This is a genomic window from Martinezella tropici (genome assembly GCF_003287875.1).
GTDB lineage: Bacteria > Pseudomonadota > Alphaproteobacteria > Rhizobiales > Rhizobiaceae > Rhizobium > Rhizobium tropici_C.
On record NZ_QMKK01000026.1, the window covers coordinates 2501 to 23591 of the forward strand.

At 59.5% G+C, this 21091-nt stretch carries 13 protein-coding genes, 1 tRNA gene and 2 rRNA genes; 9 read left to right on the plus strand and 7 right to left on the minus strand.

Translation table 11 applies throughout. From position 1 onward, the window contains the following. Positions 1 to 358: 358 nt before the first annotated feature. From DQ393_RS10595 to DQ393_RS10605, 3 genes are all read left to right on the plus strand, one after another. Positions 359 to 3252 (plus strand): 23S ribosomal RNA (locus DQ393_RS10595). Between the two features lie 269 nt (positions 3253 to 3521). Then, positions 3522 to 3636: ribosomal RNA gene (rrf, locus tag DQ393_RS10600) — 5S ribosomal RNA — on the plus strand. A gap of 454 nt (positions 3637 to 4090) precedes the next feature. Next, a tRNA-Met gene (locus DQ393_RS10605) sits at positions 4091 to 4167 on the plus strand. Between the two features lie 239 nt (positions 4168 to 4406). Here DQ393_RS10605 and DQ393_RS10610 read toward each other — a convergent pair. Continuing rightward, positions 4407 to 5180, minus strand: coding sequence for a class I SAM-dependent methyltransferase (locus tag DQ393_RS10610; RefSeq protein WP_112341749.1), 774 nt, complete (start codon positions 5178 to 5180; stop codon positions 4407 to 4409). Positions 5181 to 5416: 236 nt separating this feature from the next. Between DQ393_RS10610 and DQ393_RS10615 the strand changes: the two genes are divergently transcribed. Continuing rightward, positions 5417 to 6325 carry an alpha/beta fold hydrolase gene (locus DQ393_RS10615; RefSeq protein ID WP_112341779.1) on the plus strand — a complete coding sequence of 303 codons (909 nt, stop codon included), beginning with the start codon at positions 5417 to 5419 and terminating at the stop codon, positions 6323 to 6325. Between the two features lie 3 nt (positions 6326 to 6328). Here the strand turns inward: DQ393_RS10615 and DQ393_RS10620 are convergent, their stop codons facing one another. The 3 genes from DQ393_RS10620 to DQ393_RS10630 form a co-directional block, all read right to left on the minus strand. Further along, entirely contained in the window at positions 6329 to 8890 is a 2562-nt protein-coding gene (locus tag DQ393_RS10620) for a GcvT family protein (protein WP_112341750.1), read from the minus strand. 182 nt (positions 8891 to 9072) lie between these two features. Beyond that, on the minus strand, positions 9073 to 9963 hold the full coding sequence (locus DQ393_RS10625) for an amino acid ABC transporter substrate-binding protein (protein WP_112341780.1): 891 nt from the start codon (positions 9961 to 9963) through the stop codon (positions 9073 to 9075). A gap of 148 nt (positions 9964 to 10111) precedes the next feature. Then, positions 10112 to 10975, minus strand: a complete 864-nt coding sequence (locus DQ393_RS10630) for a haloalkane dehalogenase (RefSeq protein WP_112341751.1) — start codon at positions 10973 to 10975, stop codon at positions 10112 to 10114. Positions 10976 to 11052: 77 nt separating this feature from the next. Here DQ393_RS10630 and DQ393_RS10635 point away from each other — a divergent pair, with 77 nt between their 5' ends. From DQ393_RS10635 to DQ393_RS10645, 3 genes are all read left to right on the plus strand, one after another. After that, entirely contained in the window at positions 11053 to 11535 is a 483-nt protein-coding gene (locus DQ393_RS10635) for a MarR family winged helix-turn-helix transcriptional regulator (RefSeq protein WP_112341752.1), read from the plus strand. A 123-nt stretch (positions 11536 to 11658) separates the two neighbouring features. Further along, positions 11659 to 12363 (plus strand): isochorismatase family protein, encoded by a 705-nt coding sequence (locus DQ393_RS10640; protein ID WP_245430307.1) that lies wholly within the window; start codon positions 11659 to 11661, stop codon positions 12361 to 12363. 175 nt (positions 12364 to 12538) lie between these two features. Next, positions 12539 to 14068 (plus strand): S10 family peptidase, encoded by a 1530-nt coding sequence (locus DQ393_RS10645; protein WP_112341754.1) that lies wholly within the window; start codon positions 12539 to 12541, stop codon positions 14066 to 14068. On the opposite strand, the gene DQ393_RS10650 is transcribed toward DQ393_RS10645, so the two are convergent. Beyond that, positions 14065 to 15576: a mechanosensitive ion channel family protein gene (locus DQ393_RS10650; RefSeq protein WP_112341755.1), complete on the minus strand. Its 1512-nt coding sequence runs from the start codon at positions 15574 to 15576 to the stop codon at positions 14065 to 14067. The two genes, DQ393_RS10645 and DQ393_RS10650, sit on opposite strands and share 4 nt — an antisense overlap. A gap of 226 nt (positions 15577 to 15802) precedes the next feature. Between DQ393_RS10650 and DQ393_RS10655 the strand changes: the two genes are divergently transcribed. After that, positions 15803 to 17383, plus strand: a complete 1581-nt coding sequence (locus DQ393_RS10655; protein WP_112341756.1) for an aldehyde dehydrogenase (NADP(+)) — start codon at positions 15803 to 15805, stop codon at positions 17381 to 17383. Positions 17384 to 17612: 229 nt separating this feature from the next. Here DQ393_RS10655 and DQ393_RS10660 read toward each other — a convergent pair whose 3' ends face one another. Further along, the gene (locus DQ393_RS10660) at positions 17613 to 18530 is read right to left on the minus strand and encodes a 3-hydroxyacyl-CoA dehydrogenase (protein WP_112341757.1); all 918 of its coding nucleotides are present in this window, start codon (positions 18528 to 18530) and stop codon (positions 17613 to 17615) included. A gap of 237 nt (positions 18531 to 18767) precedes the next feature. Here DQ393_RS10660 and DQ393_RS10665 point away from each other — a divergent pair, with 237 nt between their 5' ends. Beyond that, positions 18768 to 19751: a substrate-binding domain-containing protein gene (locus tag DQ393_RS10665; RefSeq protein WP_112341758.1), complete on the plus strand. Its 984-nt coding sequence runs from the start codon at positions 18768 to 18770 to the stop codon at positions 19749 to 19751. A 71-nt stretch (positions 19752 to 19822) separates the two neighbouring features. Here DQ393_RS10665 and DQ393_RS10670 read toward each other — a convergent pair whose 3' ends face one another. Continuing rightward, positions 19823 to 21088 (minus strand): ABC transporter substrate-binding protein, encoded by a 1266-nt coding sequence (locus DQ393_RS10670; protein WP_112341759.1) that lies wholly within the window; start codon positions 21086 to 21088, stop codon positions 19823 to 19825. Between the last annotated feature and the right edge of the window lie 3 nt (positions 21089 to 21091).

Here is a 21091-nt window from a genome sequence, read left to right on the forward strand (position 1 = left end):
AGGCGTCCGAGCCCGGTCTTTATGAAACCAAGGATGGCCTAGCCGGCCGGATATGGTGGAGAGATCGGAGGTAGGAAGGAAGCTTGTCGCTCTGGGTCGTTGTTGTTTGCAGTCCTTCTGGGCTGCATCTGACGGACGGCTGGATTACCGTTGCCTGACCGCGCGGTATCGGATCAAATCTCGAGAAGCTGGTCTTAAGACAGGCTGCAAGCGAGCTGCTCGGCGTAGCTCCGATAAAGCAAGCCTGTCGAACACGTCGATGGCATTGTTGAGTAGGCTGGGTTGTAAAAGGTAACCCGGTCTGTTGTCGTTTCCGCTGGAAACGAACAACTAGATGATGAGCATTGGCAATGAGAACGATCAAGTGTCGTAAGGGCATTTAGTGGATGCCTAGGCATGCACAGGCGATGAAGGACGTGATACGCTGCGAAAAGCCGTGGGGAGCTGCGAATAAGCTTTGATCCATGGATCTCCGAATGGGGCAACCCACCTTAAATGCTTAGAAAATCAAGCGCGCCGTGAGGTGCGAGGCAGTAGCCAATAGGCAATGGGCAGTAGTGGATTGAAACAGACGCTATTGCCTACTGCCTAAGACCTATTGCCTGAGAGCGCGTCAAAGACGCGCTTGGTTTCTAAGCATTGTAACAAGGTATCTTCACCTGAATAAAATAGGGTGTAAGAAGCGAACGCAGGGAACTGAAACATCTAAGTACCTGCAGGAAAGGACATCAACCGAGACTCCGCAAGTAGTGGCGAGCGAACGCGGACCAGGCCAGTGGCAATGAAGTTTAAAGTGGAAGAACCTGGAAAGGTTTGCCGTAGAGGGTGACAGCCCCGTACGCGTAGATAGCTTTATTGTCCTAGAGTAGGGCGGGACACGTGAAATCCTGTCTGAACATGGGGAGACCACTCTCCAAGCCTAAGTACTCGTGCATGACCGATAGCGAACCAGTACCGTGAGGGAAAGGTGAAAAGCACCCCGACAAGGGGAGTGAAATAGAACCTGAAACTGGATGCCTACAAACAGTCGGAGCCCGCAAGGGTGACGGCGTACCTTTTGTATAATGGGTCAACGACTTAGTGTAACAAGCAAGCTTAAGCCGGTAGGTGTAGGCGAAGCGAAAGCGAGTCTGAATAGGGCGATATAGTTTGTTGCATTAGACCCGAAACCGAGTGATCTAGCCATGAGCAGGTTGAAGGTTGGGTAACACCAACTGGAGGACCGAACCCGCATCTGTTGCAATAGATTGGGATGACTTGTGGCTAGGGGTGAAAGGCCAATCAAACTCGGAAATAGCTGGTTCTCCGCGAAATCTATTTAGGTAGAGCGTCTGGCGAATACTCCCGGGGGTAGAGCACTGGATGGGCTATGGGGACTCACCGTCTTACTGATCCTAACCAAACTCCGAATACCGGGAAGTACTACCAGGCAGACACACGGCGGGTGCTAACGTCCGTCGTGAAAAGGGCAACAACCCTAACCTCCAGCTAAGGTCCCCAAGTCATGGCTAAGTGGGAAAGGATGTGAGGATCCCAAAACAACCAGGATGTTGGCTTAGAAGCAGCCATCATTTAAAGAAAGCGTAACAGCTCACTGGTCTAGTCAAGGGTCTTTGCGCCGAAAATGTAACGGGGCTGAAGCCATGCACCGAAGCTGAGGATTCCTCTTTGAGGAGTGGTAGCGGAGCGTTCCGTAAGCTGATGAAGGGATACCCGTGAGGGGTCCTGGAGGTATCGGAAGTGCGAATGTTGACATGAGTAACGATAAAGAGGGTGAGAGACCCTCTCGCCGAAAGACCAAGGGTTCCTGCTTAAAGTTAATCTGAGCAGGGTTAGCCGGCCCCTAAGACGAGGCGGACACGCGTAGTCGATGGGAACCACGTTAATATTCGTGGGCCTGGTGGTAGTGACGGATTGCTTAACTTGTTCACACTTATTGGATTGTGTGGGCGGGGACGCGGTTCCAGGAAATAGCTCCACCGTATAGACCGTACCCGAAACCGACACAGGTGGTCAGGTAGAGTATACCAAGGCGCTTGAGAGAACTATGTTGAAGGAACTCGGCAAATTGCACGCGTAACTTCGGAAGAAGCGTGACCCTTATGTGCGCAAGCATGTGAGGGTGGCACAGACCAGGGGGTAGCGACTGTTTACCAAAAACACAGGGCTCTGCGAAGTCGCAAGACGACGTATAGGGTCTGACGCCTGCCCGGTGCTGGAAGGTTAAGAGGAGGGGTGCAAGCTCTGAATCGAAGCCCCAGTAAACGGCGGCCGTAACTATAACGGTCCTAAGGTAGCGAAATTCCTTGTCGGGTAAGTTCCGACCTGCACGAATGGCGTAACGACTTCCCCGCTGTCTCCAACATAGACTCAGTGAAATTGAATTCCCCGTGAAGATGCGGGGTTCCTGCGGTCAGACGGAAAGACCCCGTGCACCTTTACTATAGCTTTACACTGGCATTCGTGTCGGCATGTGTAGGATAGGTGGTAGGCTTTGAAGCAGGGACGCCAGTTCTTGTGGAGCCATCCTTGAAATACCACCCTTATCGTCATGGATGTCTAACCGCGGTCCGTCATCCGGATCCGGGACAGTGTATGGTGGGTAGTTTGACTGGGGCGGTCGCCTCCGAAAGAGTAACGGAGGCGCGCGATGGTGGGCTCAGACCGGTCGGAAATCGGTCGTCGAGTGCAATGGCATAAGCCCGCCTGACTGCGAGACTGACAAGTCGAGCAGAGACGAAAGTCGGTCATAGTGATCCGGTGGTCCCGCGTGGAAGGGCCATCGCTCAACGGATAAAAGGTACGCCGGGGATAACAGGCTGATGACCCCCAAGAGTCCATATCGACGGGGTTGTTTGGCACCTCGATGTCGGCTCATCGCATCCTGGGGCTGGAGCAGGTCCCAAGGGTTTGGCTGTTCGCCAATTAAAGCGGTACGTGAGCTGGGTTCAGAACGTCGTGAGACAGTTCGGTCCCTATCTGCCGTGGGTGTAGGAATATTGACAGGATCTGTCCCTAGTACGAGAGGACCGGGATGGACATATCTCTGGTGGACCTGTTGTCCTGCCAAGGGCATAGCAGGGTAGCTATATATGGAATGGATAACCGCTGAAGGCATCTAAGCGGGAAACCAACCTGGAAACGAGTGTTCCCTATCAGAGCCGTGGAAGACGACCACGTTGATAGGCCGGGTGTGGAAGTGCGGCAACGCATGAAGCTTACCGGTACTAATAGCTCGATTGGCTTGATCGTTCCCATTGCCAGTGCTCATCGAATAAATTCGACGAGCCAATAGGATGTAGGCAGTAGGCAATAGCCGCTTCTGCCCAGCATCCAAGACGTGTTCAAATAAAAAAATCCAGCTTCTCAAATTGTCCATGCAGCAGCATGAACAGCAAGCCTCCGTATGGACGGCTGATGTCCCCTTCGAGCGACAAGCGAGAAGGAAAGGCATATCAGCCCAGAAAGAGCAACTTGTTGATCCATGCGTTCGCATGGATCAACAAGTTGCGCTTTGCCGACCTGGTGGTTATGGCGGGGTGGCTGCACCCGTTCCCTTTCCGAACACGGCCGTGAAACGCCCCTGCGCCCATGGTACTTCGTCTTAAGACGCGGGAGAGTAGGTCGCTGCCAGGTCTGCTAATCGCAACTCCACGCTAAATCGATGAAATCGATTTATGCGTCACGCTAAATTGCTCAAGCAATCTATGCCTCATAAAATCTTCTCATCACACAGACGGCTCAAGCCGTGCTACAATAGGCCGCTCATGCGGCCTTTGCCGCTTCTGGAGCCAGGAAATTACCCCGACGCGCCCGAAATACGGTGCCAAGGGCGCGACAAACCAAAGGGTTTGCGCAACCGCGATAAGCCCAAACGCGGCTTACGCTGGAAATACGCGACAAATCGCTCCGCGATTTGCGCTGGATAAGACGACAAATCGCTCCGCGATTTGCGTCGGTAACGCGATAAGCCACAACGCGGCTTACGCTGGGAACAAGGGACAAATCCTTCAGATTTGCCCGGATGAAGCATGAACCGCATAGCGGTTCACGCAAGCGCGATAAGCCGCAACGCGGCTTACGCTGGTGACGCGGGGTGGAGCAGCCCGGTAGCTCGTCAGGCTCATAACCTGAAGGCCGCAGGTTCAAATCCTGCCCCCGCAACCAACCTTCCCACACAAGGCCCGCCTAACGCCGGCTTCTTGCCTTCTGCCAACGCCGAGAGCATCCACCATCAGCCCCCAAAACAAGCATAACCAAACCACGCAACGCAACGCGCAAAACAAAGCCTGAACACCGAACCAAGCGTTCCCAATACACACAATATCAAAGGTGCAAAGGCACAAGCGAGCGTTCCTAGATTTGCGTTGTAGTGCTTTCGCCGGGAGAGGCGAGGGGCTGCTCAGTCAACGGGCTCGCTCAGCGGTGATGATCCATGCGTGGGAGTTGAACAGCACGCCTCCGAAGGTCATATGCGCTTCCAGTAGATCACGCAGCCGCTGCAGTGGCCGGTCGGGTGCCTCATCGGTGTGCATGAGCGCGTCCTTGACCATATAGAGACCGGCAAGGGCATCAAGGGCGGCATCGACATTAGCCCCATAGAACACCGGTTCCTTCACCTCGGTGAAGTCGATCGAGGTGAAGCCGGCGGTGCTTAACAGCTCTTTGGCTATGGTGGGATCGCCAAGCGAAAACGGCTTGCCGGCATTTTCTGGAATTCTGCTCCCTGGAGCTAGCGCATTCCGAATTGCGCCAGACCATTCGTTGCGCTCCTGGTTTTGCCATACCATCCAGGCGATGCGTCCACCCGGGCGCATTGCATGGGCGATATTGGTGAATGCCGCCGGCGGATCTGCAAAGAACATGACGCCGAACCGGCTGATGCATAGGTCGAAGCCGGCAGCTGGAAAGTCGTGAGTTTGTGCGTCACCCAGTTCGAAGCTGATGTTGCCCAATCCGGCTTCGGCGCTGCGTTGGCGGGCAATCTCAAGCATCTCGGCGGACGTGTCCACGCCGACCGCGCTGCCTTGTGTTGCGGCAAGAGCTGCTTCGCGAGTGGTTTGTCCAGCGCCGCAGCCGATATCGAGTATCCGGTCATGCGTCCGGACGCGGGCGGCGGCTCGCAAATGCAGGTTATGCCGTGATAGTTCAGCGTCGTAAAAATCAGCACATTGCAGCACTACAAGCCTCCCTCATCTCGTCTCGATCGCTATTGCGCGCAGTTCTCGCAAGACCCTCGAACAACTCCAATCCATTGTTCTCACACAATTCCGGATGAAAAACCGCTGGACGCTTTTCTGGAACTGCTCCGACGGACGTCGATGCCCCGTGTTGCAGCCTCATAAAACTGATTGCATAATAAAATCGGTTATGCAATATGAATCCAGTTGCAATTCGCAATCGGATGGGTTTTGTCATGGCAGAAACGAGATCGTTCGCAGCCACCGAGACGTCAATCGAGGTCGGGGGAGCGAAACTGCAGACCCAGGCTTTCGGTGATCCCTCCAGCCCGCCCATCATATTGATCATGGGAATGATGGCTTCGATGCTGTGGTGGCCGGACAGGTTCTGCGAGGCGCTCGCCGCCCGCCAGCGCTATGTGATCCGATACGACCAGCGCGATACGGGCCTCTCGACACATTATCCGCAAGGCGAACCCCATTATTCGTTCAGCGACTTGGCCGACGATGCCATCGCCATTCTCGACGGCTACGGATTGGAAACGGCGCATGTGGTGGGCATGTCGATGGGCGGCGCCGTTGCACAGGAGGTCGTGTTGCGCCATCCCCGGCGTGTGCGGACCCTCACGCTGATCAGCACATCACCGCTCGGCGTCGAGGGCTTGCCTTCCTCGACCAAGGCCTATCAGGAGCATTCCAGTTCGGCCGAAGCAGTCGATTGGTCCAAACTCGAGGCCATTGCCGATTTCCTGCGCCGCGAGACGGCCATGCTTGCCGGCACCCGGCATCCGCACGATCCTGATGCCGCAAGTGCCCTGATCGCCCGCGACATGGCGCGGGCGCCGTCATTTGCCAGTGCTACGAACCATTTCACGCTTGTGAGCGAAGAAAGGCCAGCAAGGCTTCACGCTTCCGATATCAAGCTGCCGGTCCTTGCGATCCACGGGTCAGCCGATCCGCTGTTTCCCATAGGGCATGGCGAGGCTTTCACCAAGGTCGTGCGAAATGTGCGGCTGCACCGGATCGAGGGTGGAGGGCACGAAATCCACGAGCGCGACATTGACGAGATCGTGCAGGCCATCATCGATCACACGGCCCGACAGACAACCGGAAAGCCAGGCATGACCTCGCTTTCCGGTCGTTAAAGATCAGCTTCTCGGCTTCAGGTTCTCTGCGTCATAGAGCGGCTTGTAGCCGACGCCGGCGACTTCGACCGGGTAGGTTTCGCCGAAATATTCGACCTTCAGTTTGCGGCCTTCCTGCGCATAGGACCAGGGGAGATAGGCGAGTGCGATATTCTTGCCGATGGTCGGGCCGTAGGCGATCGAAGTGGTGAAGGAGCGGCGGCCGAGCTCATCGACCAGGGTTTCGCCGGTTTCGGGATCCATGACCGGCAGGATGCCGACGGGGTAGCGGGCAACGCCGTTGGAGTCGATGTTGTCGGTCATCACAAGCGTGCAGAGCATGGCCGGCTGGTGTTCGCGGGCGCGGTATTCGAGGTGCTTGGCCTTGCCGCGGAAATCGGCTTCCTTGACCTTCGGGCGGGCGAGATCGGCTTCGAGAAGATTATATTCCGTCAGCAGGTCGGCATTCTGCAGGCGCAGGCTCTTTTCCATACGGCGGCTGTTGGCATAGGTCTCGACGCCGACGGCGATGGCGCCGGTCGAGCGCAGCGCATCCCAGACGGCCAACGCATCGCCATAGGCCATGTGCAGTTCCCAGCCCTGTTCGCCGACATAGGAGATGCGGAATGCCGTGACGTTCTTGCCGGCGATGCGGATCTGCTTGATCGCGGCGAAGGGGAAGTTTTCGTGCGAGAGGCTTTCCGGGTGCTCGACCACCTTCTGCAGGTTGGTGCGGGCATTCGGTCCCCAGATGCCGATCGTGACATAGCGTTCGGTGACATCGGTGATGGTGACGTCGAAACCCTTATCCTGGGCAACGCGGCGCATGTAGTGGAAATCGCGCGGGCCGGCGTCGGCGCCGTCGATCAGGCGGCAGCGGTCGGCCATGCGGATGACGGTGAAATCGGCCCGCACCATGCCCTCGTCGTCGAGGAAGTGGGTGTAGATGCCCTTGCCGATATTGGCCTCTCCGCCGATCTTGGCCGCGCAGAGCCATTCCAGCAGCTCGACATGATCGGGGCCCTCGATGTCGTACATGGCGAAGTGCGAGAGGTTGATGATGCCGCAATCTTCGCTCAGCGCCAGGTGCTCGGCATTGGAGACGCGCCAGAAATGGCGGTTGTCCCATTCGTTTTCGCGCACCGGGATGCGGTCGCCGTATTTTTCGAGCAGGTGCTCGTTGGCGGCATAGCCATGCGCGCGCTCCCAGCCGCCAAGCTCCATGAAATAGCCGCCGAGCTCTTTTTCCCGCTCATAGAAGGGCGAGCGGCGGATGTTGCGGCCGGTGGCATAGGGTTCGCGTGGGTGGACGGCGGGGTTATAGATCTTCTGGGCCGCCTCGGTGCAGCGGCCTTCGATGAATTTCTCTTCAAGCATATGCGGGTAGAAGCGGGAATAATCGATCCGGTTGTGGTCGATCGGCGTGCGGCCGTCCGTCATCCAGTCGGCGACCAGCTTGCCGAAGCCGGGGCCATCCTTCACCCAGATGGCGACGCAATACCAGAGGCCGCGAATCTTCTGGCTTTCGCCGACGGATGGGCCGCCATCGGTCGTGACCTGCAGGAGGCCGTTGAAGGAGTGGCCTTCATTGTAGCCGAGTTCGCCGAGGATCGGCGTCAGTTCCATGGCGCGTTCGAGCGGCTCGATGATCTGTTCCATGTCGAGGTCGCGCTGCGACGGCGACAGACGGGCCTCATGCTTTTCGAGGAGGTCGCGCGGATGGCAGAGGCGTGGGTTCTTCTCTTCGTAGTAACCCCATTCGATCTGGCCGCCTTCGGCGGTCTTCGGGTCGCCAGTGTCGCGCATATAGGCGGAGTTGCCCTGGTCGCGCATCAGCGGGAAACCGATTTCCTTACCGGTGTTGGCAAACTCGTTGTAGGGGCCGAAGAAGGTCAGCGGATGGTCGACCGGCATGACCGGCAGGTCTTCGCCGACCATTTCGGCGATCAGGCGGCCCCAGAGACCGGCGCAGACGATGACATAGTCTGCTTCGATCGTGCCGCGATGGGTGACGACGCCACTGATGCGGCCGTCTTTGACAATCAGCGACTGGGCCGGCGTATTGGCGAAGGATTGCAGCTTGCCGCTCTTTTCGCCCTGGTCGATCAGCTTGCCGGCAACGGTCTGCGAACGGGGTATGACGAGGCCGGCATCCGGGTCCCACATGCCGCCCTGGACCATGCTTTCCTCGATCAGCGGGAATTTTTCCTTGATCTCTGCGGGGTCGACCAGGCTCACGCGCGTGCCGAAGGCCTTGCCCGAGGTCACCTTGCGCTTGATTTCCGCCATGCGGTCGTCATCGCCGACGCGGGCGACTTCCAGGCCGCCGACGCGGGCATAGTGGCCGAGCTTATCGTAGAAATCGATGGAGTAGAGGGTCGTCCAGCAGGAAAGGAAATCATGGCTGGTCGTGTAGCAGAAGTCGGAGGCGTGCGCCGTCGAGCCGATATCCGTCGGGATACCGGACTTGTCGATGCCGACAATATCGTCCCAGCCGCGCTCGATCAGATGGTGGGCGATCGATGCGCCGACGATGCCGCCAAGCCCGATGATTACGACCTTCGCCTTTTGAGGAAATACTGCCATTTCGTGCGACCCTGATTGATACTGGAGACGGATTTTATGATGTGTGCGACGCCGACCAGAGCCTGTCTACGACATATTCAAGATGCTTGCACGACGACTGCAAGGCCGTTTCCCATCGAGACATCGCGCCCGTAGTTACAAGTGATCATGTCGCAAAGGCGACGGCATCGCCTCGGGGGCGTTTATTGCGGGATGGATTGCATCATGATCTCGCGACGCAGGATCGGGCCTTCCTCGCCGAAATAGGTCGTCAGCAGGTTGGCGAAATCATCCGACTGGTAGGTCTCGGTTAGCGTCTGATCGACGAGGAGGCGGAAGGCGGAATCGTCTTGCCGGAGCGCTATGCCATAGGGCTCATGCGTGAAGAGGCGGTTGCCGATGGCGAGCGTGGACGGATTGCGGGCATGGGAAGCGAGATCGAAGAGCAGGGCGCGATCGGCGAAATAGGCATCGATCTTGTGGTTTTCGAGCGCGACCAGGCCGTCCTGATGCGTGGCGAACTCGGCGATCCGCGTCTTCGGCACGTCGGAGCCTAGCGCTTCACGCAGGGTCGCGCCCGTCGTCGTGTTGGCGCGAACGCCGATCGTGCTCGTTGCGGGGGCGGGTTTGGCGGAGACTTGCGCCAGTCGCTTGTCGAGGAACAAAGTCATCAGATAATCGGGCGAATCCTTGCGCAGCAGGGCGCTGGCGCCGGTGATGAAGATCGGCTGCGAGAAGTCGACGCTCTGACGCCGTCCGAGATTGATGGTGAGGGCGCCGCAGAGAAGGTCGATCTGGCCGCTCTTCACCGCGTCGAAGCCATCGGCGAGTGCGGTTTCGACATAGTCGCGCTTCAGATTGGCGACCTTGCGTCCGACGGCATCGGCAATCTTGCCGCAGAGGTCGATGGCATAGCCCGTCGGGTTGCCGTCCTTCTTCTTGAAGGAGAAGGGTTCTTCGTCGCTGATGTAGCCAATGCGGATCGTGCCTTTTTGGGCGATGCGGTCGAGCGTCTGTGCTGCCGCTGCCGTATAGGCAGATATGCCGAGGAGAATGCCTGCCAGAACCAGTCGTCTCATGCAATTCGCCGGCATCATCCCGATCTCCAAAAGAAAAATAGGCAATCGCAAGGGCTTAGGCGCAGATTATGGGCTGTCAGGTTTTTGTCAACGGCGGATTGTCCCCGGTCTTTCCTGTCGAGCAGGAGTGGCGGAAACTGTGGTGCGCCGGAAGGCCAGATGTTTATCCGAACAAGGCGTGGCGATCCGCCCAGTCGGAAATCGCGGCGGCAATGGCTTCAGGTTGATCTTCCGGTGCATTGTGCCTGGCCGGTCCGCAATTCCTAACGTCGAGATTGGCAATATTTGCGCGACACCAGGCTGTCATAGGCTCGCCGATCAACAGCGTCTCGGGCGGACCTTCGAAGGTGAGCAGCAATTTGGGGACATCGGCATTCTCGGCAAGCCAGGCGTCGTAGGTCTCGATACGCCTGATCACATCGGCCGGCTCGCCTTCGATCGGCATCGAGCGTGGCCAGGCCAGCAGCGGCCGGCGGCTTTCGCGCGTTTGATAGGGGGCGGCATAAACGGCGTGATCCTCTTCGCTCAATCCTTTGAGAACGGTGGCCCTCAGAGCCTGTTCAATGAAGAAATTCTCGTCCAGCACCTTGGTTTCGCCGACCCCGGCCGTCCGCAGCGCTTCATAGCGAGGACGCGCATTTGGGAGATTCTCCCAGGTCATCGGCCTCACGATCGTTTCCATGAAGGCGATGCCGCGCACGCGCTCGGCATGGCGGGTCGCCCAGTCGAAGGCGAGAGCGCCACCCCAATCATGGCCGATCAATACGACATCATCGAGCGCGAGTTCGTCGAACCAAGCCTCGATATAGCGCGCGTGGTCGTCAAATGAATAGGCGATATCGGGCTTGCCGGACCGGCCCATGCCGATGAGATCGGGGGCAAGACGGCGGGCAGGCGTGGCGATCGCGGGCGCTACATGCCGCCAAAGGTAGGAGGAGGTGGGATTGCCATGCAGGAAGACGAAGGGTGTCCCCGTTCCGGCATCCTCGTAGAAGATCGTCGAGTCCAGGACATTGAGTGAGGGCATGCGGGTATCCCTTCCTGATGAGAAATGGTAAGGTACCTGACTATTTATCACATTGGTCAGGTACCTGTCTATATCTCATGGAAAAGCGCGTTCCGACACATCTGTCACTGGGCTTGCTGCTGCGGCTCGTTCACCAGCATTGGGCGCAGGATGTCGATGCAGCTCTCGAAAAAGCAGGCTTCGACGATATCCGGCCATCGCATGCCAATGTCTTCACCTTCATGCGCCCGGAAGGAATCCAGGTGAGCGAACTCACCCGGCTTGCGCATGTCCGCAAGCAGACGATGACGCAGGCGGTCGAGGAGCTGGAGCGCCTGGGTTACGTCGAACGCCGCCCAGATCCCAACGACCGACGTGCACGGCTGGTCTTCCTGACCGAACGCGGCAGGGGAGTGCGGCCTGTCGCAATGGCAGCCGGCCGGCTGGTGGATCAGCGCTGGTCTGACATGGCTGGTTCGGAAGAGATCGATGCGCTCAAGCAAGCCCTGCAGAGCCTGCTGGGAAAGCTGCGCAGCGGCGACAAGAATGACGAAGACCCAATGGGTGATACAGGCCCATAGGCGGCTCCCCCCGCTCATGGCGTCGGCTGAACACGCCGCGAGACCATCACGAAGAGTTTCGTTACGCCAGCGCATTTTCTCGCCTATCAATCCTGCACCATCGTCAAACCCATGAGGACGCTGATGCACAGGAGCAATGGACTTCGATACGGAGGCGGTGCGATAGGCAGAGCAGGTTTTGCCTTATGTGCCGGTTTTGCAGTTCTTTGTGCAGGCCTTAGCGCCACCTTCCCGTCGCCGGCGGCAGCGCAGACGATCATCGACGACTGGCAGAAGGTGAAGCCGCCGGCGCCGCCGGAGCTGAAGACTGTTACCGTCGATCCGGAGACGACGGCGCTGCTGATCCTCGATTTCAATGGCGCGCAGGATCCGACCAAGGGGCCTTGCAACAAGAATACAAAGCCGCGCTGCCTCGCTTCCGTGCCCAAGGTGAAAACCCTGCTCGATCAAGCCCGCGCCAAGGAGATGCTCGTCGTTTTCAGTCTGGCGGGCGTTGGCCAGGCGCAGGATATCGCGACCGCGCTGGCACCCTTGGCAAGCGAGCCGGTCGTCAAATCCGGGCCGGACAAGTTCATCGGCACCAACCTGCGCAGCATTCTTTCCGATAAGGGCATCAAGACCGTCATCGTGACAGGCACGGCCGCGGAGGGTGCGGTGCTGGACACCGCAACGGACGCAGCGCTCAACGGCATGAATATCGTGCTTCCCGTCGACGGCATGTCGTCGACCGAGCTCTACGGCGAGCAATATGTGGCCTGGCACATGGTCAATGCACCCGGCGTCGCGCAGAAGACGGCGCTGACCAGCATCGACCGGATCAAGTTCTGATCCGCCGCGGCTTACCCTGCAGCCGGCCGGCCAGCAGGAAAGCGCGCCATTCTCCAAAAGTGCCGCGCTCGATGATCCATCGATCAACATCTCTTGAGTTTCGGTGGTTGTCGTCTGTGACATAGTATCGCCGGCAATAACCTCTATGCGACGAACCCTCGGAGGATACGATTTCATGTCTTTTCGCCAGATGGTTCCCGGCCTGGTGCTGGCTTTTTCGCTGATATCGGCAACCGCATCCGCCGCACCGCCCGAGCAAGGCCGTAATGCCGCCGCCGGTGGCAGTGGCGTGCTTTCGCTCCTGCCGCCGGATGCCGTGAGCGACCATGTGCTCAATGCGGATGGCAAGACCATACCCTATACGGCAACGGCGGGCACGCTCGACCTCTTCGGCCAGGATGGCCAGCGTAGCGCGGCGGTCTTCTACACCGCCTATGTCGCCAAGAACCGGGATGCGAACCGGCCCGTGACCTTCGTCTTCAACGGTGGGCCGGGCGCGGCTTCGGCCTTCCTCAATCTCGGGCTCGTCGGCCCGCGCATCGTCGATTTTGGTCCGGACGGTCGCGATGGCGCCAATGCCAAGCTGGTCGACAATCCGCAAAGCTGGCTCGAATTTACCGATCTCGTGCTGATCGATCCGATCGGTACCGGCTGGAGCCGCACTGCCAAGCCCGATGATCAGAATGATTTCTATAGCGTCGACAGCGATGCCGAAAGCCTGGCCAAAGCGATAGCGCTCTACATTGGCCATAATGGCCGCGCCTCGTCACCGAAATATATTCTTGGCGAAAGCTATGGCGGGTTTCGCTCGGTCAAGGTCGCCAACAGCCTGCGCGAGGATCAGGGCATCCTGATTTCCGGCATCGTCATGCTCTCGCCTCTGCTGGAGGGCCGGTTCGTCTTTGGTGATAGTGGAGATGCGCTCAGTGCGGCCTTGGAGCTGCCTTCGCTGGCGGCAGCCGAGCTGGAACGGCAAAATGCCTTCAGCGAGAAAGCGATCCAGGATGCGCAGGCCTTCGCCTTGAATGACTATCTGCCCGCCCTCGCCGGGCCGCCGCCATCGGGCGATGCCGGCCGCGCCTTCTATGGCCGGGTAGCGAAGCTGACCGGCATACCGCAAGATGTCGTCGCCAGGAACCAGGGTTTTCTCAGTGGGGTCTACCGCAAACATTCCGATGGGAACGGTGGAGATATAGCGAGTGCCTATGACGCCTCCTTTCTGGCACCGGATCCCTATCCGCAATCGGAGGCTGAGCATGGCGGCGATCCGGTTCTCGACGGTTTCGTCCGTGCCTATGGCGGTGCCTTTTCGAGCTATGCCCGCGATGAGCTAGGCTTCCACACGGACATGACCTACACGCTGCTGTCGGGAGCAGTGAACAGGGAGTGGAAATGGGGCGGGCGGAACGGCGGCTCTCGATCAACCGCCGGTGCCACCGACGATCTCAAGGAGCTGTTGTCGTTGTCGCCATCCTTCCGGGTTCTGCTGGGGCAGGGATACAGCGATCTCGTCATCCCCTTCGGCGTCAACAAATATGTGCTCGACCATATGCCGCAGGCCCTTGCCGATCGCCTGGCGCTGAAGCTCTATCGCGGCGGTCACATGTTCTACACACGACCGGCGTCACGCGAGCAGTTCACGATGGATGCCAAGGCCTTTTATGCCGGGCAGGTTCAGGCGGCGCCATCGGCAAAGTCGAATTAGTCGTGCTGCTGTAGCTGAAAGAGATGCTTGATGCGCGAACTCAGCGTGCTGACGGGTGTGCCATGGACCAGCATATCGGCATTGGCGAAGAGATGCTGCTCGGCCTCGATGCGTTTCGCCATGATGGCGCCGAGCTCCTCGGCGAGCGCGGGCCTGTCATGCAGCAAGGGCGCCAGGCAATCCTCACCGATTTCATAGGTGACGACAAAGGTTAGGGCTCGGACCGTCCCGACTTCGCCCGTGCCCATCAGCAGGCCGTTTTCGCCGAAATAGTCGCCCGGAGCGAGCCGCGTCAGCTCGATCTGCCGATATCCTTCGCGACGGGTGATGCTGACGACGCCCGAACGGACGATGGTGAGCGCGCGTAGGCGAGCATCCTGTTCGGCGATCACGGCATCCTTGTGGTAGGTGCGGCGCTGCATGTTTGTCGCCAGATGCTCCTTTTCGTCCTCGGTCAGTGAAGCGAAAAGCGGGATGTTGTTGAGCAATCGCCATGGCGTGCCGGGGTTCTGTTGTTCTTTGACGGTTTCCGCCGCGTGTTCCGCCGCAACGGTGATCGTGCCGGGAGGGCCGGCGAGCTTCAGGCCTGCTGCTTTCGCATGGCGGTAGAGGAGATCGTAGATCTCGTTCTTGGCTGCTGTCGCCAGGGATATCTCGCGCACGCGGAAGGAAAGCTGCAATTCGATGGCCTGTTCATCGATCGAGCTGATGGCGACCGAAGGTTCGGGCGTCTTCTGGATGGAATTGCAGCTGATCAGCACATTCTGCATGACGTCGGCGACGACGCGTGGCTGCGTGGTCGGCTGGATTCTCACGGTGACGATGGCGCCGTGACTTTCATCGGGCGATGAAAGATTGGTGAGCCGTGTCTTTGCGAGGACGCTATTGGGAATGACGACCAGATCGTTGGTGCCGCTCAGGAGATACGTCGCCCGCCAGTTCGTTTCGACGACGCGGCCTTGAATATCATTGTCGACAACGATCCAGTCGCCGACGGTATAGGGGCGGCCGAGGTTGAGTGCGATGCCGGAAAAGACGTCGCTCAACGTGCTTTGCAAGGCAAGGCCGAGAATGATGGCGAAGACGCCCGATGTCGCGATCAGTGTCCCGATCGGAACGCTGAAGACATCACCGACAATGGAGAGAATGGCGCCGAGATAGATGATGCCGACGATCAGATCCTGCAGCAGGCGGCCTTCGCGCGGTTTGCGCTCGAAGATCAGGAAGAGCCGCACGAAGGCGATCAGCACCCATGCGCCGTTGATCCACCAGACGATCTTGGCAAAGCCGACAAAGGTGCGCAGCGTCACGGAATCCTGCGGTGGGCTCGGCTCATAGGGTACGATGCCATGATAGAGCAAAAGCACGGTCAGGCAGACGAAGAAGGCGATCTGGCCGATCAGACGCCCAGCGCGCTGGTGACGCAGCATGACGCGGCTAACGAATGTGCCGACGACAACCAGGATACAGAACTGGACGATCGGATCACCAAGAAGTGCAATGGACATATGGGCTTGGCCGCACTCGGTCTTTCGGATGGCTGCTAAATTGGCATGAAAGGGGCTGCAATACCATATGCAGATAAAGTATGATTAATTGACGCTGATGCCTTGATCTCAGCACTTGTACCTTGATAATTAGATGACGATTATCATCTTATAACTGTCATCCCATCCTGCTATCTGCTCTCGTGGCGCGCAATCCTCAGCGCTCTGACATCCTTAAGGAATACCCATGACACAGTCTTTCGAGATTCGCGGCGATCTGCTGATCGGCTCAGATTCCACCGGCGGCAATAGAACCGTGCGTGCCATCAACCCGGCAACCGGCGCAAACCTGGAGCCGGCCTTTGCGATCGCCGGCGAGAGCGACGTTGCCAAAGCGTGTGAATTGGCGGCGCAGGCGTTTGACGTTTACCGTGCGACCAGCCCCGAGCAGCGTGCGGCATTCCTCGAAAAGATCGCCGACAACATCATGGAGATCGGCGATGCTCTGATCGAGCGGGCAACGGAAGAGACCGGCCTGCCGGTGCCGCGTCTGCTGGGCGAGCGTGCCCGCACCGTCGGCCAACTGCGGCTGTTTGCCCAGGTCGTTCGCTCCGGTGAGTGGCTCGATCTGCGCGTCGATCCGGCACTGCCGGAGCGTAAGCCGTTGCCGCGGCCGGACCTGCGCCTGCGCCAGATCCCGCTCGGCCCGGTTGCCGTCTTCGGTGCCAGCAACTTCCCGCTCGCCTTCTCGGTTGCCGGTGGTGATACGGCTTCGGCTCTTGCCGCCGGTTGCCCGGTCGTCGTCAAGGGCCATCTTGCCCATCCGGGCACGGGCGAACTGGTCGGCCGCGCCATCCGCGCCGCCGTCGCTGCATCCGGTCTTCCGGAGGGCACCTTCTCGCTGCTGACCGGTGCCAACGAAACCGGTGCGGCGCTGGTGCGCGATCCGCGCATCAAGGCCGTCGGCTTCACCGGCTCGCGTGGTGGCGGCCTGGCGCTTGGCGCCATTGCCGCGGCCCGGCCGGAGCCGATCCCGGTTTATGCCGAGATGAGCAGCGTCAACCCCGTTTTCCTGTTCCCGGCCGCTCTCGCGGCACGCGCCGAGGCGATCGGTACGGGCTTCATCGATTCCCTGACGCTCGGTGCCGGCCAGTTCTGCACCAATCCAGGCCTGCTTTTCGCAATCGAAAGCCCCGATCTCGACCGCTTCGTCCAGGCCGCCAGCGGTGCCCTGACCGGCCGTGCGCCCGCGCCGATGCTGACACCAGGCATTCACGCCGCCTTCGACAAGGGCGTTGCCGCGCTGGCCGAGCATGAGGCTGTCAAGACCGTCGCTCACGGCGCGCCGGCTGAAGGCGTCAATCGCAGCCCGGGTATCTTTTTCGAGACAGAAGCGCAGGAGTTCCTAGCCGACGAGCGCTTGGGCCACGAAGTTTTCGGCGCGGCAAGCCTTCTCGTGCGCTGCAAGGATGTCGATCAGATGATCGCCGTTGCGGAAAAACTCGAGGGCCAGCTGACCGCGACGCTGCAGATCGAAGCGGAAGATTATGCGACAGCCGCCAAGCTGGTGCCGGTGCTGGAGCGCAAAGTCGGGCGTATTCTCGCCAATGGCTGGCCGACCGGCGTCGAAGTCTCCCATGCCATGGTGCATGGCGGGCCTTTCCCGGCGACCTCGGACAGCCGCACCACCTCGGTCGGCACACTCGCCATCCGCCGCTTCCTGCGCCCGGTCTCCTATCAGGATCTCCCGGAAGGACTGCTGCCGTCTGAGCTGCGTGACGATGGGGTGAAGTCGCTGCCGCATCTGCTGGATGGCGTGCGCAAGTAACTGATCAGAGCCTCATCCGCCCTCGCCCTTCGAGGAGTCCTTCGGACTCTCCTCAGGGTGAGGGCTAATCTTTTCTTTCAGGCGAAGCTAAGTACAAATCGTTTCAAGTGAGCGGCCTTTTCCGCCCACATCCTGAGGCGGGAGCGACCGAGCTTAGCGAAGGAGCGACCCTCGAAGGAAGAGGGTCGGCCCCAACGCGCCACGGCAGGCATGAAGTCGATTTCAAACCTCAAATCTCAGCGTAAACAATCCCGGTAAACGAGCCGGCATGGTGAAGAAGTTCGCGCTCGCCTGAACCATCGAGGCTTGCGGAATAGAGATTGCCGCCGATGTCGGTGAAGAACATGCGGTTGTTGGGGAGATCGAGCGAGAGGCCGATACCTTCGTCGAGGCCTTCGAGGACGACTTCGGAGGTTGCTGCGAGATCATCCATTTGGGCGCGATTAACGGTATTGCCGCGCGGGAGATTGCCGCGGTCGGTCCAGTAGATCGTGCGGGTGGCAAGATCCAGTTCGAGGTCGATCGGTTCCGGTAGCTTGTCCAGCAGGATTTCGATGTCGCTGCGGCTCGTCGCGGTTTCGCCGGCCGGTATATTGATGCCGGCGCGGAAGATGCGGCCGAGGCCGGCATCAGGCGGTCCCTTCTGGGTCCAGTAGATCTGGCCGAGCGGCAGATCGAGCGCGATGCCGACACACCAGCGTTCGATATCGGCGCTGTCTTCCGGGCTGTCGCCATTCTGCACCAGGGTTTCGATATCGCTGCCATCGATATTGGCACGCATCACCCGCATACCTTCGCGGTCGCACCAATAAAGCTTGCCGTTGTCGCGGTCGAGCTGGATCTGCTTCGGCGTGACGAGCGTGCTGCCTGGCGGGATCAATGTGATGTGGTTGCCGCCGTCGAGGTCCATGCGCTCGATGGAGCCGTCATGGGCGTTGTAGTCGCTGCCCATTTCCGTCCAATAGATCCAGCCGTTCTCGCTGTCGACGAGAATGCCGTCGGGGCTGCGGCCTTGCCGCTGGACGATGAGCTTGAGATCGGTGCCGTCGATGGCGGAGGAAAGAATTCGTCCGTCGTTGATATCGAGGAAGAACAGTCTTTCGGTCTGGTCGGTGGTGGCAGGCGTCCGTGCTTCTGCTTCTGACATGAGAGCATCCTTTCAAAGGGAGCGGATCTGCGGATCACAGTGCGGCAATCATGGCATCGGTTGATGACAACATCATTCGCCGCTGCGATCGTAACGACCATCTGCTGCGCTGCAGCAAAGATCAAGGGCCGGATTGTCGCGGTGCGCGCGGAGACCTGTCAAATAAGTGTCATCGGCCTGATATAAATCCCCGACAGTCCCATAGGGCTGAAACCGAAGCCGGAGGTGATTGATATCATGTCGACGCTCCAGCAGATCGCCTTTCGCGCCGGCTGTTCCGTCGCGACCGCCAGCCGGGTGATGAATCGCAGTGGTCCGGTCAGCGACGAGATGGTGCGGCGCGTGCGCCGGGCGGCGGCGGAGCTTGGCTATCGGGCGGGTGGGCGTACCGGCACCGGCCGGCCGGCGATCGGGGTGCTTATTCCGAGCATCACCAATCCCGTGTTCGCCGCATCTCTATCCAGTATCCAGAACAGGGCGCTGCATGCCGGGCATAGCGTGCTGATCGCCCAATCGAACTACGATCCGGCACAGGAGGTCGATGCCGTCGTCTCGCTGCTCCAGCAGCAGCCGACTGGCCTCATCCTGACACTCTGCGATCCCGAGCGCAGTTTTGTTCTGTCATCCGCCCTGCCGCCGACTGTGCTGCTTGGAAATCTTCCGACCAGCCGCTTCACAGCTGCGGTCGCGACCGACAATTTCGGTGCGGGCCGGGACCTGACCGAGCATCTCCTGGGCAAGGGACACCGCCGCATCCTATTCATATCAGGGCATTTCTCGGCATCGGATCGGGCGAAACTGCGCTATCAAGGCTATGTCAGGGCGATGACGGCGGCGGGGCAACAGCCTCTCGATGCCCTGGAGATTTCCTTCGTGAATAACCTCGAGCAGCTCGATCTTTCTGATGCTATTTCGCGGTTTAACCCAACGGCGATCATCGCTTCCAACGATCTTCTGGCGCTCGGCGTCATGGGTGCGCTTCGGCGCCAGGGTCTTTCGATCCCGCGCGATATTTCCGTCGCCGGCTTCGACGGGATTTCCCTTGGTTTTCTAGGGGAAGTTTCTCTGACGACCGTCGAAATTCCGGATGGGACGATCGGGGCGGCGGCCGCCTCGCTGCTGCTCGATATGGCTGAGAATGCCGCGCCGCCGCGTCATCTGAGTGTACCCTATCGGCTGCGTGCGGGCGGCACAGTGCGCGATCTCACTCTCCAATCCTGACATCCCTTTGCATATGAAAACGCCGCCTCTTGTTAAGAGGCGGCGCGGATCGTTCAGATGGGTTCGAAAGATCAACTGCGCGGCAGCAGGCCTTCGACGTCGGAAGCGGCGTCGTCGAGCGCTTCCTTCGGAGCGGCCGAGCCGTCGACGATGCGTGAGAGGTTGTCGACGATGGTTTGCGTAACCTTGACGCCGTTGGAGCCCGGGAAGGCATACCAGGGAACCATGATCGACATCTGGCTGAGGCCGGCCTGGAACAGCGGGTTCTTCTTGTAGAAATCGCCAAGATATTCGGCCGACTTGGCAGCAAGCTCATTGTTCGGAACATAGCCGGTGCCGGGAACAACGACCGAGGCGCCATAGGGGCCGGCGGCGAACTTGGCGAATTTCCAGGCGGCTTCTTCCTTGACCGGGTCGTGGGTCAGGATGACGACGGCGTTGCCGCCCGTCGGCAGGCGACCATTGACCGGGTCGATCAGCGGCAGCTTGGCGGTGCGCAGGTCGAACTTGGCGCCGACATTCTTGATGGTGTTGACGAGCGCGCCGGTCGTCTGGAATTCGAAGCCGACCTTGCCGGCAGCGAAAGCCTGTTCGCCGGCAGCCTTGGTGAAGACCGGCATGCCGCCTTCCTTGACGAAGCGCTGGATCAGTTCGACGGCCTTCTGGCCTTCGGGACCGTTGAAGGCGACCTTCGTCTCGTCGTCGCTCAGCATCTTGCCGCCGGCGCCGAAGAGGAGGGCGGAGAACATCCAGTCGTCGCCCTGCCAGCGGAAGTCCATGCCGTCGACACCGTTGCCGAGCGCCTTGATCTTGCCGGCAAGCGTGATGACCTCATCCCAGGTCTTCGGCGGGTTGTCCGGATTGCCGCCGGCAGCCTTCACCAGGTCGGCGTTGTAATACATGATCGGGTTGGACGTCGCGAAGGCGAGGCCGACCTGCTTGCCCTTGACCTGGGCGAGCTTCAGGATCGTGTCCGAGAAGCCCTTCTCGGCCATGTTGCCCTCTTTCTTGACGAGAGGGCCGAGATCGACGGCGACATTGCGCTCGTCGATCATGCGCAGGCGGTTGAGGCCGATGAAGGTGACATCCGGCATCTCGCTGGTGCCGGCCTGGCGCAGGATAGTCTGGATGCCTTCCTCATAGGTGGCCGAAGGAGCGGCGAACTGGATCTTGATGTCGGGATTTTCTTCCATGAACTTCTTCGAGATCGTGTCCATCACGTTCTTGAAGAAGCCGGGCATGGGATAGTGAACCGTCAGGGTGGTTTCGGCATAGGCCGGGACCGTCACGACCATCGAAATGGCCGCGGCGGCGAGAATCTGGGTGATATGCTTCATCGC